The organism is Candidatus Microbacterium colombiense (assembly GCA_029203165.1).
GTDB classification, from domain to species: domain Bacteria; phylum Actinomycetota; class Actinomycetes; order Actinomycetales; family Microbacteriaceae; genus Microbacterium; species Microbacterium colombiense.
In genome coordinates this window covers 1,603,800-1,616,882 of sequence record CP119308.1, presented here as the reverse complement: position 1 = coordinate 1,616,882, position 13,083 = coordinate 1,603,800, and the positions used below count along the sequence as shown (strand labels likewise).

Here is a 13,083-nt window from a genome sequence, read left to right as displayed (position 1 = left end):
GATCAGCCCTCCGTGAGTGCGACGTAGGCGTCGCGATCGAGCAGGCCGTCGAGTGCGCCCGCGGCGACCGACACCTTGATCAGCCATCCGCCGGCGAAGGGCTCGGCGTTGACGAGCGACGGGTCATCGACCACGGCGTCGTTGATCTCGACGACGGTGCCGGCGACGGGGGCGTAGAGCTCGCCGACCGACTTGGTCGATTCGATCTCGCCGACCACGGCACCGGCGGTGATCTCGGTGCCGACGGCGGGGAGCTCGACGAACACGACGTCGCCGAGCTTCTCGGCAGCGAAGTCGGTGATGCCGATCGTGATGGTGTCGCCGTCAGCGGCGATCCACTCGTGTTCTTCGGTGTAGCTCAGGGCGTTGAGATCGGTCATTTCGTCCTCCGGTAGAAAGGCAGAGCGGTCACGGTCGCGGGGATCTTCGTCCCGCGTACATCCAGGAATACTGCGGTTCCCTCTTCGGCGGAAGAGGGGGTCACATAGGCCATCGCGATGGGATGGCCGAGGGTCGGGCTGAGGGCGCCGCTGGTCACCTCGCCGAGCACGGCGCCGTCTTCGTCGACGACGGCGTAGCCGGCGCGGCCCGCGCGCTTGCCCTCCGCCACCAGACCGACCAGAACGGGGGCGTCGGATGCCGCGGGCGCCGCGTCCTTGCCGACGAAGCTCTCCTTGTCGGCGGCGACGACGCGACCGAGACCCGCCTGAGCAGGCGTGGTGTCGCGGCTGAGCTCGTGTCCGTACAGGGGCATACCCGCCTCCAGACGGAGCGTGTCGCGCGCGGCAAGGCCTGCGGGCACCAGGCCGTGGGGCAGTCCGGCCGTCATCACGGCATCCCAGAGCGCTGCGGCATCGGCCGCGCGCACGAGGAGCTCGAACCCGTCTTCACCGGTGTAGCCGGTGCGGGCGATCAGCAGTGGCTCTCCGAGGAAGGAGGCGTCGGCCCACGCGTAGTACTTCTGCTCTGCCCAGGGCGTGCTCAGGTCGGTGATGCCGTCGGTCGCGGCGACGATGGCGGCCGCGACCGGTCCCTGCACGGCGAGCAGGGCGTACGAGTCCGAGACGTCTTCCACATCGACGCCCCGATCGCCCAGGAACCCGGCGAAGCTGCGCTCCTCGCCCTCCGTGCGCGCAGGAAGTGCGCGTTCGGGGATCGACGGGAAGTCGCGCACCCGCGAGGCGAACGCCGAATCGACGAAGCCGCGGTTGCCCGCGTTGGCGATGACCAGATACCGGTCCGCGGCGAGTCGGTAGGCGATGACGTCGTCGATGATCCCGCCGTCGTCCGCCAGCAGAAGCGAGTACTTCGCCTTCCCGATGGGCATCGACGAGATGCGTCCCGCGAGGGCGAAGTCGAGGAAGTCGGCGGCATGCACGCCGGTGACCAGGAACTCGGCCATGTGCGAGATGTCGAAGAGACCGGCCGCCTGACGCACGGCATGGTGCTCGGCGAGATCGGAGGTGTAGCGCACCGGCATCTGCCAGCCACCGAAGTCGGTGAACGATGCTCCGAGCGCCTCGTGGCGCTCACGGAGCGGGGTGTAGCGGGGATCGGACATGGAGTTCTCCCGGATGTGGACGGGCGGAACGGCGACGTCGCCGATCCGAGGAACTCCCCCTCTGTCATAGGCCTGAGAGCTTCACCCGTGTGCGACACGAGCTTTCACCGTCGGCGGATCCCCGCACGCGGGAATCGCTTTTCAGAGTGGCCGGACCCGCGCGGTACGCGTTACCTGAGAGATTGGCGGGGAGGCTTGCTCCTTCGGTGCCCGGCTGCGTTCACCAGGGCTCTCCCGCGGGGGGTCATTCGGCCTGTCTTCAGTTGTGGGATCAGTCTAGCGGGATGCTCAGCGCTCCCCGATGAGTTCGGCGCGGACTTCGTCGCGGAGGCGGCCGAGGTTGTCGGGTTCGGGGGCGGCTCCGAGGAGGGTCTTGGTGTAGTCGTGTCGGGGGTTGAGGATGACCTCGTCGGCGGGGCCGCGTTCGACGACATCACCGTGGAACAGGACCATGATCTCGTCACTGAAGTGCCGGGCCGTGGCGAGATCATGCGTGATGTACAGGACGCCCAGGTTCTCTTCGCGCTGCAGATCCGCGAGCAGATTCAACACGCCGAGGCGAATCGAGACGTCGAGCATCGATACCGGCTCATCGGCGACGATGAACCGTGCCCCCGGGGCCAGGGCCCGTGCGATCGCGACACGCTGCCGCTGCCCACCCGACAGCTCATGCGGGCGCCGCTCGGCGAAACTTCCCGCCGGGGAGAGCCGCACCCGATCCAACAACTCCAACGCTCGCTCCCGCACCTGCGCCCCCGACAGCTCCGGGTGATGCAGGCGCAGCGGGCGCTCGAGGTGATGCACGATCGTGTGGAACGGGTTCAACGACGCGAACGGGTCCTGGAACACCATCTGCACTTCAGAGCGGTAGGTCGCCAGCGCCCGACCTCTGTTGCCAGAGGCAGCGCCGTCCAACAGGATCTCTCCGCTGGTCGGAGTCTCCAGCTTCATGAGCATGCGGGCGATCGTCGACTTCCCCGACCCCGACTCCCCCACCAGCGCCACGGTCTTGCCCGCCGCGATCGTGAACGACACATCCTTCACTGCATGCAGTGTGCGGGTCTTCAACCCGGAGCGCAGCGTGAAGTCCTTGACGAGGTTCCTGGCTTCGAGGGTCGGAACGCCCGTCGTCGAGACCGTGGGACGAACTGCACTCATCGGACCTGCTCCTGACTGGGCTGGTTGCCGGTGCGCACGAAGTCGCCCCGCTCGCCCTTCAAAGACGGGAAACTCGACAGCAGCTTCTTCGTGTACTCGTGCTGGGGCGTGCGGTAGATCTCCTCCGCCGTGCCCTCCTCCACGATCTGCCCCTGCAACATCACCGCGATCCGATCACTGATCTCGATCAACATCGGCAGATCATGCGTGATGAAGATCACCGCGAACCCCAACTTCTCCCGCAACCGCATGATCTCCCGGATGATGCCCCGCTGCACCACCACATCCAACGCCGTCGTCGGCTCATCCATGATCATCACCTGCGGATCCAACGCCAACGCCATCGCGATCATCATCCGCTGCCGCATCCCACCCGACAACTCATGCGGAAAACTCGACAACCGGGCCGGATCAACGCCCACCAACGTGAGCAACTCCTCCGCCCGCGCCGTCTTCGCCTTCTTACTCATCCCCGGACGATGCGTGTCGAAGATGTCGAAGATCTGCGCACGCACACTGATCACCGGGTTCAACGAATTCATCGCCCCCTGGAACACCATCGAGATCTTGTCCCACCGGAACGCGCGGAGACCCTCCCCATCCAAACCCACGATGTCGATATCCGACCCATCACGGTCATGGAACACGATCTCCCCACCGGTCATCAACGCCGGCGCCTTCAACAACCGATTCATCCCATACGCGAGCGTCGTCTTGCCGCATCCGGACTCCCCGGCCAACCCCAGGATCTCCCCCCGGTTCAGCGTCAGCGACACATTCCGCACCGCCTTCACCGGCGGATCCACCTCATACTCGATCGACACATTCCGCGCCGTCAACACAGCCTCACTCATGCGGTGACCCCCTTGGTCTTGGCGGCCTTGCGCACGCGGCGCGCGGCATCGGGCGCATTGCGCAGCTTCGGGTTGATGACCTCGTCGATCGCGAAGTTGATCAGGGCGAGCCCTGCTCCCAGCACGGCGATCATGACTCCCGGTGGGATGAACCACCACCACGCGCCGCGACCGAGGGCCTGACCCGACTGCGCGTCGTTGAGGATCGTCCCCCAGGTGATGGAGGAGTTCGGGCCGAGGCCGAGGTACGACAGCCCTGCCTCGCCGAGGATCGCGAAGATGATCGCGAACAGGAACTGCGCGGTCAGCAGGGGCAGCAGATTCGGCATGATCTCCACCAGGATCACCCGGAACGAGCGCTCCCCCGCGACCTTGGCGGCGTATACGTAATCGCGGGTGCGCAGCGAACGCGTCTGCAGACGCAGCACGTACGCGGCGCCGGCCCAGGAGGTGATGCCGAGCACGAACGCGACCAACTGCCAGCTGCGCTGGGGAACGAACGAGGCGATCACCATGACGAGCGGCAGGCCGGGGATCACGATCATCACGTTGGTGAGGAGCGCGAGTCCGTCCTCACGCCACCCGCCGAGGTATCCGGCCAGGACACCGAAGAGCAGGGACAGGACGATCGCGATACTGCCGGCCACGAGGCCGACCAGGAGAGAACCCTGCGCACCGATCGCGAGCTGGGCGAACATGTCGTTGCCCAGCTTGGTCGTGCCGAGCCAGTGCTCGGCCGACGGCGGTTCGAGCGCCGGGTTGTCGGTGCTGCGCGGGTTCTGCGAGAAGATCGGGGCGATGATCGCGAACAGCACGATCGCGAGCACCAGGATCGCGCCGAGGATGAACTTGGGCGAACGGCTCGGAAGCAGCCCGCGCCCCTTGCGCGGCTTCTGCGTCGCCAGTGTGACGGTGCTGGCGGGCGAGGTCGTCGGCTGATCCTTCACGATCAGCGTCGAGGTCGTGTTCTCGGAATCAGACATTCTGGCGAGCCCTCGGGTCGATGAATCCGTAGACGAGATCCATGATGAAGTTGGCGGCGAGCACCGTGATCGTGATGACGAGGAACAATCCCTGCATCAGGGCGTAGTCGTTGTTGGTGACGGCCTGGAACATCAGCTTGCCGATGCCGGGATAGGTGAACACCTGTTCCATCACGATGGACCCTGCGACCACGAAGCCGAGCGTGATCGAGAAGCCGGCGATCGAGGGGATCGCCGCGTTGCGGGCGGCGTAGGTGCTGAGGATACGGCGCGGGCGCAGGCCCTTCGCCTCCGCCGTGAGGACATAGTCCTCGGCGAGGGTCGAGACCATCATGTTGCGCATGCCGAAGAGCCAGCCTCCGACTGAGCTGATCACGATGGTGACGGCGGGGAGGATCGCGTGCGACACCGCGTTCGTGAAGAACGCCCAGGTCGGCTCGGGGCCGTCCGGGAAGTCGAAGACGTCGTAGCCGCCGAAGATCGGGAACCATCCGAGCCCGACCGCGAAGACCGCGACCAGGAGCAGGGCCATCCAGAAGTACGGGATCGACTGCAGAACGGTGGTCGCCGGGATCAGGTGATCGACCCAGGTGCCGCGCTTCCACCCCGCCCAGGCGCCGAGCACGACGCCGAGGATGAAGGAGATGACGGTGGCGGTGCCGACCAGGATGAGCGTCCAGGGCAGCGCCTGCCCGATCAGCTCGGAGACGGGAGTGGGGAACTTGGTGACCGACACTCCCAGATCGCCCTGGAACATGCGGCCCCAGTAGGCGAGGTACTGCTCCCAGAGGGATGAGTCATCGCCGCCGAGCAGGAGCTTGATGTTGCGGATCGTGGTCTCGGAGACCTCGCCGCCCGCTCGCTGCATCTTGGCGATCATGATGTCCGCCGGATTCCCCGGCATGAGCCGGGGAAGCAGGAAGTTGATGGAGATCGCGGCCCAGAGCGTGAACGCGTAGAACCCGATTCTTCGTGCATAGAACTTCATGTACGTTCCTAGACTTCCTGCTTCCCCGACTGCTGTCGGATTACTTGGCCGGCTGCAGCTGCGTCAGGATGTACCCTGCCGCGATCGCACCCCACGACGGCGGGAAGGCGTAGAGGTCGTCCTCGGTCGGCCACCCGGTGAAGTCCTTCGTGTTGTAGAAGGTCTGCGTCGCGTTGATCACCAGCGGGATGTACGGAAGGTCACGGACGATCTCGGTCTGGATCGTGCCGTAGAGCTCCTTCTTCTCCGCTTCGTCGTTCGTCGAGATGGCCGCCTGGATCGCGGCGTCCACCTTGGGGTTGCTGTAGCGGCTGAAGTTCCAGCGGCCTGCAGGGATCTCCTCGCCCACCGGGCTCGTGGACTCCACCGTCGTGCCACCGAACCAGTCGCGGTAGATCTGGAACGGGTCGGCGACGGAGGTGCCGATGACACCGCCGACGATCAACTGGAAATCTCCGCCCTGACGCGCGTCGGAGAACTCCTGCCACTGCACGGTCGAGGCGTTGACCTTGATGCCGGCTGCGGCTGCCTGCTCGGAGATCAGCTTGGCGGCGTCGTTGTAGTCCGTCCAGCCGTCGACCGAGATCAGGTTGAGCTCGAGCGGAACGCCGTCCTTCGCGTAGAAGTCGCCGTCCTTCGTGTAGCCGGCCGCCTCGAGGATCTCGCCGGCTTCGGCCGCGTTGGCCTCCTGCGGGCTGACCTTGTTCGCGGGGTCGGCGACCCACTTGTCGTCACGCGGAAGCAGCGCGAACGTCGGAGAGATGTCGCCGGTGAGGCCGACGAACGCCTTCTCCTTGATCGTGCCGCGGTCGATCGCGACGTTGAGCGCCTGGCGAACCGCCACGTCGGTCTGCGGACCGGTGCAGCCGAGTTCGGCGTTCGAGCAGGTGTAGAGGACCGTCGGGTCCTGCGGGGTGTTGATCCAGTCGATCGCGCCGTTCGAGGTCACGTCGTCCGGGTTCGGGATGAACATGCCCGTCCAGTCGAGCTTGCCGGCGGCGAGCAGGTCCTGCGCGGTCTGGTTGTTGTCGACGGCGATGTACTGCACCTTCTTGACGCCCAGCTTGTCGGCATCACGGAAGTTCTCGTTGGCGACGAGCGTGTACGACTCGCTCGTGGTCTTGTCGACCACGTACGGGCCGGATCCGACCGGCTCCTCGTTCGTGAAGTTCGCGAAGTCGGTGACGTCCGCCCAGACGTGCTCGGGAAGGATGTACGTCGACCCCAGGCGGGCGAAGGTCGTGGTGAACTGCGGGCTGCTGTAGGTCAGCACCACGGTCGTGTCGTCGGTCGCCTCGGCGGACGTGAGGCCGTTGCCCTCCGGGTTGTTGCCCTCGTAGTTGAAGGAGAACGCGACGTCCTTCGCGGTGAGCGGCTTGCCGTCGCTCCACTTGAGGTCGGGCTTGATCTTGACCGTGATCGTGGTGCCGTCTTCGCTGTACTCGTACGAGTCGCCGATGAGGCCGACCGGCTCGGAGTCGGCCGTCTTGTTGAAGAAGAAGAGCGGTTCGAGGATGGGTCCGAGGGCGCCGTGCAGCACCGTCGGAGCGAAGGGGTTGTAGTTCGCGGTGATCGGAGTCTGGCTACCCGCCCAGACGCGAAGGGCACGATCCCCGTTCGCGTTCCCGTTGTCGCCGCTGCCGCCGGTGCCGCAGGCGGTGAGCCCCAGCACGAGGACGGAGGCCCCCGCGACTGCGGTGAGCGCGATCTTGCGCTTGCCGTTACGCATCATTCTTGTGTTTCCTCTCGGTGCTGCACTGCAGGAGGGATTTCTCCAAGGGAGCCGATCTCCAGGTCGAGGATCGGGGACCTCTCCGGAAGGCGCCTGTCGGGACGCCTCGAAGGGGTTTGTTAGGACAGTAACCTAACAAACCCGGAACGGAGGGACAACCCCCGTCGAGCCCGGGAGATAACGTTTCGGACTCAGCGCCTCGCATCGTCATGAAGATGCACTAATTGTCACGGTGACACTAAGATCGATGCAGGAGGTTAAGGTGCTTATGACTCGAACCAGCGGCATCCGCGTGGCCGTCTCGACGGTCATCCTCACGCTGCGCGCGTCCACCACCGACGAGGATCCGGTGCTCGCGCTCCCCCTCGTGCGCCGCACCAGAGAGCCGTTCGCCGATCGGTGGGCCCTCCCCGGCGGCTGGCTCACGACCGCGGAGTCGCCGGTCGATGCGGCCGCACGCACGCTCGCCGAGACCACCGGCCTTGCCCCCAGCTACCTCGAGCAGCTCTACGCGTTCGGAGCGGTCGACCGCTCCCCCACCCGCGTGGTGTCGCTCGTGTACTGGGCTCTGCTACGTCAAGACGATGTGGTCGCGCAGAGCGCGGCGCATCTCGCCTCGGGCCACGCCCCCGAGAACGTGCAGTGGTTCGACGTCGATGCACTGCCCGCTCTCGCTTTCGACCACGCGAAGATCATCGAGTACGCCCTGTGGCGGCTGCGCAACAAGGTCGGATACAGCCGGGTCGCGCACGGATTCCTGCCGGCCGAGTTCACCCTGGCCGACCTCCGTGAGGCCTACGAGGCCATCCTCGGCAAGCAGCTCGACCCCGCGAATTTCCGGCGCCAGGTGGAATCGACGGGAAACCTCCTCCCGACCGATCGATTCCGCACCGGCAGCCACCGCCCTGCACGCCTGTACCGCTACAACACCGACGTCGAGCTGGCCGACCGCGGCCCCCTCGGTTCCGAAGAAACGAGCACCCGATGAGCATCACCTTCGTCCCCACCCCGGCAGTACCCGCGCACGATGCCTCGGTCGACCATGCCATCCAGGCGATCGTGACCGGAGCCTCGACCGAGGAGACCTGCAGCACCGATCTCGCCGCAGGCCCCTGGGACTTCGACATCCGCCCCGGGTACGGCCCGGGCTCCTCGATGGGAGATGTTATCCCCACCGGCGCGCCCCGCCAGGGAGAGCTCCCCGCCGCCTACCGGGATGCCGCGGAGGATGAGCTCCACGAGCGGATCCGCGCGGCGAAGCAGACCCTCGGCGACCGGGTCGTCGTGCTCGGACACTTCTATCAGCGCGAAGAGGTCGTGCGTCACGCCGACTACGTCGGCGACTCGTTCCAACTCGCGACAGCCGCGAAGCAGCGCCCCGATGCCGAGGCGATCGTCTTCTGCGGCGTGCACTTCATGGCGGAGACGGCCGACCTTCTCTCCGGCCGGGAACAGGCCGTCATCCTCCCGAACCTCGCCGCCGGATGCTCGATGGCCGACATGGCCGACATCGACCAGGTCGAGGACTGCTGGGAGCAGCTGTCCGAGGTGCTCGGCGACCTCGACGCGGTCGATGCCGACGGGCGGGTCCCCGTGATCCCCGTGACCTACATGAACTCTTCCGCCGCCATCAAGGGCTTCGTCGGGCGCCACGGCGGGATCGTGTGCACCTCGTCCAATGCCGAGACCGTGCTCGAGTGGGCCTTCGAGCGAGGACGGCGCGTGCTGTTCTTCCCGGATCAGCATCTGGGACGCAATACCGCGAAGGCGATGGGGGTGCCGCTCGAGCAGATGCCGATGTGGAACCCGCGCCGCGCACTGGGCGGCTCCAGCGCCGAGGAGCTCGTGGACTCCCGAGTGATCCTCTGGCACGGCTTCTGCTCGGTACACCGCCGCTTCACCGTCGCCCAGATCGAGCAGGCACGCGCCGAGCACCCCGGAGTGCGCGTGATCGTGCACCCCGAATGCCCGATGGAGGTGGTGGATGCCGCAGATGAAGCGGGCTCCACCGAGTACATCCGCCGCGCGATCGACGCAGCCACCGAGCCGACCACCTTCGCGATCGGGACCGAGATCAACCTCGTCCGACGCCTCGCGGCACAGTACCCGCAGCACGAGATCTTCTGCCTGGATCCCGTGGTCTGCCCGTGCTCGACCATGTACCGGATCCACCCGGGCTATCTCGCCTGGGTGTTGGAAGAACTGGTCGCTGGTCGCACGCCGAATCGCATCGAGGTCTCGGCCGATGTCGCCGACCCCGCCCGCGTCGCCCTGGAGCGCATGCTCGCCGCCAAGCCGCCGGTCGTGAGTGCGCGATGAACGTCATCGTCGTGGGTTCGGGGATCGCGGGACTCACCGCCGCTCTGCACGCGCACGAATCCGGACACCGCGTGACCGTCGTCACGAAGGGCGCGCTCGGCGAGGGCTGCACGGGGCTCGCGCAGGGCGGTGTCGCAGGGGTGTACGGCGCGGATGATTCTCAGGATCGTCACGCGCAGGACACGATGGATGCCGGTGCCGGCCAGTCGGATCCCGACGCCGTCGCCGTCCTGGTCGCCGAGGGTTCGGCCCGGATCGCGGAACTCATCACCCGGGGCGTGGCCTTCGATCGCACCCCCGACGGACAGTTGATGCTCGGCCGAGAAGCCGCACACAGCCATGCGCGCATCGTGCACGCGGGCGGCGACGCCACGGGTGCGGCGATCGCCCGCGCCCTGTCGTCTGCCGTGCGGGATTCGTCGATCACCGTCGTCGACGCCGCCTTCCTGGTCGACCTGGTGGTCGAGGACGGGACCGTCCGCGGCATCCGCACCCTCATCGACGGGCGACACACGGAACTGTATGCGGAGGCGGTCATCCTGGCCACGGGGGGCGCAGGTCATCTCTACGCACACACGACCAACCCGATCGGCACGACCGGCGACGGGATCGCCGCCGCGCTGCGGGCGGGCGCCGCGGTGACGGAGCTGGAGTTCGTGCAGTTCCACCCCACGATCCTCGACGCCGGTGCCCCCTTCCTGATCTCCGAAGCCGTGCGCGGCGAGGGTGCGACGCTGATCGATGACGATGGTCGACGCTTCGTGTTCGACGTGCACCCCGACGGCGAACTCGCACCGCGCGATGTCGTGTCACGCGCCATCGCTCGGAAAGCCTCGGCGCAGGGAGCTCCCGTACGCCTGGATGCGACCATGCTGGGGGCCGCCAGGCTGGCGCAGCGATTCCCGACGATCGATCGCGTCACCCGCGAACGCGGATTCGACTGGTCGCGCGAGCCGATCCCGGTGACGCCGGCCGCGCACTACCTGATGGGCGGCGTCGTCACCGATCTCGACGGGCGCAGTTCACTGTCGGGCCTCTTCGCCGTGGGTGAGGTGGCCCGAACGGGCGTGCACGGCGCGAACCGACTCGCCTCGAACTCGCTGCTCGAAGGCGCGGTCTTCGGGGCGCGCGCGGCTGCGGCGCTGGGGTCACCGTCGATCTGGACCGCAGAGTTCGTCGATGCCACACCAGACGCTCTCGAGATGCCGACGATCGATGTGCCGGCGCGCGATGCAGACTCCGATTTCTCACGCGGCGCTGTGCAGCGGGTGATGTGGGACCACGTCGGACTCATCCGCACCGACGACGGGCTGCAGCATGCGCTCCAGACCTTCCGTTCCTGGCGAACGACGGCGGCGGCCCCGCACACCGTCGAGGAGCACGAGAACGCGAATCTGCTGCTTCTCGCCCAGGCGACGGCGTCCGCCGCTCTTCTGCGTACCGAATCCGTCGGCGCGCACTTCCGCGAACCCGCTCTGATCGGAGTCTGATGCTCACCGCCGCCCTTCTCACCCGCGTCGTCGGCGCTGCCCTGGAGGAAGATGCTCCCTGGGGCGATCTCACCAGTACGACGCTGCTCCCCGCCGACGCCACGGCGGCCGCCGACCTCGTCGCCCGCGAGCGGGGCGTGTTCAGCGGGGGATCCGTGTTCGCCGCGGCCTTCGCGCTCACCGATCCCTCCCTCGTCGTCGATCAACACGTGGACGACGGCGATGAGTTCTCTCCGGGCGATGTGCTGGCCTCGGTGTCGGGCTCGGCCCGCGGCATCCTCACCGGCGAGCGGGTCGCGCTGAACTTCGTGCAGCGGATGAGCGGCATCGCCACACTCACGGCCGCCTACGTCGCCGCCGTCGACGGTACGAAGGCGCGCATCGTCGACACCCGCAAGACGACACCGGGACTGCGGGCATTCGAACGCCACGCCGTGCTGTCAGGCGGGGGCCGCAACCACCGTTACTCGCTGTCCGATGCCGTGATGGCGAAGGACAACCATCTCGCCGTGCTCACGCGATCCGGCGCGGATCTGGCAGGGTCGTTGCGGAGCGCACTGGGTTCCCTCCCCCACACGGTTCACGTGGTCGTGGAGGTCGATCGGCTCGATCAGATCCCCGCAGTACTCGACGGTGGGGCGCACACGGTACTGCTCGACAACTTCTCTCTCGACGACCTGCGCGCGGGCGTCGCCCTCATCGATGGACGCGCGACGGTTGAAGCCTCGGGCGGCGTGAACCTCGACACCGTGGCAGGCATCGCCGCGACCGGGGTCGACGTGATCTCCGTAGGCGCTCTCACGCACTCGGCGCGGGCTGTCGACCTCGGGCTGGACGTGCGGATCGCCTAGTGCTGTACCTCGACCACGCCGCCACATCACCGGTACGACCGGAAGTGCTCGATGCGATGCGCCCCTATCTGACGGAGGTGTACGGAAATCCGTCGAGCCACCACACGACGGGCGAGGCCGCGGCGAACGCTCTCGCTGACGCCCGTGCGCAGATCGCGAGTGTGCTCGGCACCCGCGCGAGCGACGTGATCTTCACCGCAGGGGGGACGGAGGCGAACAACCTCGCCGTCAAGGGGATCACGCTCGCCGCTCTCGCTCGCGACCGGAGGCACGTGGTGGTCTCGCCGATCGAGCACGAATCGATCCTGGAATCCGCGGAGTACCTGCGACGGTTCCACGGCGTGTCCGTCACGCAGGTCACCGTCGACTCTCTCGGGCGCATCACACCGGAGGCCCTCGGCGCCGCGCTTCGAGACGACACGGCCGTGGTGTCTCTCGGTCATGCGAACAATGAGATCGGAACGGTTCAGGACTCGTCCGCGCTCAGCGCCGTGACACGCGCGGTCGGCGTACCGCTGCATATCGACGCCGTGCAATCGGCCGGGTGGCTCGATCTCCACGATCTGGGAGCGGATGCGATCTCCATCACCGGACACAAGCTCGGCGCCCCTAAAGGCATCGGCGCGTTGGCGGTGCGGGGCCGAGTCCCGCTGGAGCCGCTGCTGCACGGCGGTGGGCAGGAACGCGGACGGCGATCCGGCACCGAGAACGTCGCGGGGGCGGTCGGGCTCGCCACGGCTCTGCAGCTCGCCGAGGAGGAGCGCGTGGCGGTGGCCAGCCGGGTGGGGGCCGCGACGGAGCGTTTCATCGCGGCGGTGCTCGCCCGAGTGCCCGCGGCCGCGTTGACGGGTGACCCGCAGCGTCGGCTTCCGGCGACCGCGAGCTTCACCTTCGCCGGCACGAGCGGTGAGGCCGTACTCCTGGAACTCGAACGGCGCGGAATCGTGTCATCCAGCGGATCCGCATGCGCTGCAGGCAGCGACGAACCCTCGCACGTGCTGCTGGCCTGCGGCATCGCTCCGGAGATCGCGCAGACCTCGGTGCGCTTCACCTTCGGCCGTGGCGAGCTGCCGGCAGATGCTCCCGAGCGTCTCGCCGCACTGGTCATGGACTCGGTCCGGGCGGTCTCCGGCTGACGATACGGCCA

At 67.3% G+C, this 13,083-nt stretch carries 12 protein-coding genes and 1 riboswitch; of the genes, 5 read left to right on the top strand and 7 right to left on the bottom strand.

All coding sequences use genetic code 11. From position 1 onward, the window contains the following. Positions 1–2: 2 nt before the first annotated feature. The 7 genes from gcvH to P0Y60_07780 form a co-directional block, all read right to left on the bottom strand. Entirely contained in the window at positions 3–380 is a 378-nt protein-coding gene (gcvH, locus tag P0Y60_07810; GenBank protein ID WEK62629.1) for a glycine cleavage system protein GcvH, read from the bottom strand. Continuing rightward, entirely contained in the window at positions 377–1,561 is a 1,185-nt protein-coding gene (locus tag P0Y60_07805) for a glycine cleavage system protein T (protein ID WEK62628.1), read from the bottom strand. Before P0Y60_07805 ends, gcvH begins: the two co-directional genes overlap by 4 nt. Before the next feature lie 151 nt (positions 1,562–1,712). Next, a riboswitch (glycine riboswitch) is annotated at positions 1,713–1,808 on the bottom strand. A gap of 41 nt (positions 1,809–1,849) precedes the next feature. Continuing rightward, positions 1,850–2,719, bottom strand: coding sequence for an ATP-binding cassette domain-containing protein (locus tag P0Y60_07800; protein WEK62627.1), 870 nt, complete (start codon positions 2,717–2,719; stop codon positions 1,850–1,852). Further along, on the bottom strand, positions 2,716–3,573 hold the full coding sequence (locus tag P0Y60_07795) for an ABC transporter ATP-binding protein (protein ID WEK62626.1): 858 nt from the start codon (positions 3,571–3,573) through the stop codon (positions 2,716–2,718). Before P0Y60_07795 ends, P0Y60_07800 begins: the two co-directional genes overlap by 4 nt. Further along, positions 3,570–4,556 carry an ABC transporter permease gene (locus P0Y60_07790; protein WEK62625.1) on the bottom strand — a complete coding sequence of 329 codons (987 nt, stop codon included), beginning with the start codon at positions 4,554–4,556 and terminating at the stop codon, positions 3,570–3,572. The genes P0Y60_07795 and P0Y60_07790 overlap by 4 nt, the downstream gene beginning before the upstream one ends. Beyond that, a complete protein-coding gene (locus P0Y60_07785) occupies positions 4,549–5,544 on the bottom strand; it encodes an ABC transporter permease (protein WEK62624.1) in 996 nt (331 codons plus the stop codon). Before P0Y60_07785 ends, P0Y60_07790 begins: the two co-directional genes overlap by 8 nt. 40 nt (positions 5,545–5,584) lie before the next feature. Beyond that, complete coding sequence (locus tag P0Y60_07780; protein WEK62623.1) at positions 5,585–7,276, bottom strand: ABC transporter substrate-binding protein; 1,692 nt, start codon at positions 7,274–7,276, stop codon at positions 5,585–5,587. Positions 7,277–7,544: 268 nt separating this feature from the next. On the opposite strand from P0Y60_07780, the gene P0Y60_07775 reads away from it, so the two are divergent. Genes P0Y60_07775 through P0Y60_07755 form a run of 5 tightly spaced genes read left to right on the top strand, consistent with a single transcriptional unit; the run spans position 7,545 to position 13,072 of the window. Further along, entirely contained in the window at positions 7,545–8,264 is a 720-nt protein-coding gene (locus P0Y60_07775) for an NUDIX domain-containing protein (protein WEK62878.1), read from the top strand. Next, on the top strand, positions 8,261–9,595 hold the full coding sequence (gene nadA / locus P0Y60_07770) for a quinolinate synthase NadA (GenBank protein WEK62622.1): 1,335 nt from the start codon (positions 8,261–8,263) through the stop codon (positions 9,593–9,595). Before P0Y60_07775 ends, nadA begins: the two co-directional genes overlap by 4 nt. Continuing rightward, positions 9,592–11,085, top strand: coding sequence for an L-aspartate oxidase (nadB, locus tag P0Y60_07765; GenBank protein ID WEK62621.1), 1,494 nt, complete (start codon positions 9,592–9,594; stop codon positions 11,083–11,085). The genes nadA and nadB overlap by 4 nt, the downstream gene beginning before the upstream one ends. After that, positions 11,085–11,936, top strand: a complete 852-nt coding sequence (gene nadC / locus P0Y60_07760) for a carboxylating nicotinate-nucleotide diphosphorylase (GenBank protein WEK62620.1) — start codon at positions 11,085–11,087, stop codon at positions 11,934–11,936. The genes nadB and nadC overlap by 1 nt, the downstream gene beginning before the upstream one ends. Further along, positions 11,936–13,072, top strand: coding sequence for a cysteine desulfurase family protein (locus tag P0Y60_07755; protein WEK62619.1), 1,137 nt, complete (start codon positions 11,936–11,938; stop codon positions 13,070–13,072). Before nadC ends, P0Y60_07755 begins: the two co-directional genes overlap by 1 nt. Positions 13,073–13,083: the final 11 nt, after the last annotated feature.

Excerpts from the sequence above, each read along its gene's own strand:
- nadC (WEK62620.1), top strand. The coding sequence starts at position 11,085 with ATGCTCACCGCCGCCCTTCTCACCCGCGTCGTCGGCGCTGCCCTGGAG.
- P0Y60_07800 (WEK62627.1), bottom strand. The coding sequence starts at position 2,719 with ATGAGTGCAGTTCGTCCCACGGTCTCGACGACGGGCGTTCCGACCCTC.
- gcvH (WEK62629.1), bottom strand. The coding sequence starts at position 380 with ATGACCGATCTCAACGCCCTGAGCTACACCGAAGAACACGAGTGGATC.
- P0Y60_07790 (WEK62625.1), bottom strand. The coding sequence starts at position 4,556 with ATGTCTGATTCCGAGAACACGACCTCGACGCTGATCGTGAAGGATCAG.
- P0Y60_07785 (WEK62624.1), bottom strand. The coding sequence starts at position 5,544 with ATGAAGTTCTATGCACGAAGAATCGGGTTCTACGCGTTCACGCTCTGG.
- nadA (WEK62622.1), top strand. The coding sequence starts at position 8,261 with ATGAGCATCACCTTCGTCCCCACCCCGGCAGTACCCGCGCACGATGCC.
- P0Y60_07795 (WEK62626.1), bottom strand. The coding sequence starts at position 3,573 with ATGAGTGAGGCTGTGTTGACGGCGCGGAATGTGTCGATCGAGTATGAG.
- P0Y60_07775 (WEK62878.1), top strand. The coding sequence starts at position 7,545 with ATGACTCGAACCAGCGGCATCCGCGTGGCCGTCTCGACGGTCATCCTC.
- nadB (WEK62621.1), top strand. The coding sequence starts at position 9,592 with ATGAACGTCATCGTCGTGGGTTCGGGGATCGCGGGACTCACCGCCGCT.
- P0Y60_07780 (WEK62623.1), bottom strand. The coding sequence starts at position 7,276 with ATGATGCGTAACGGCAAGCGCAAGATCGCGCTCACCGCAGTCGCGGGG.
- P0Y60_07805 (WEK62628.1), bottom strand. The coding sequence starts at position 1,561 with ATGTCCGATCCCCGCTACACCCCGCTCCGTGAGCGCCACGAGGCGCTC.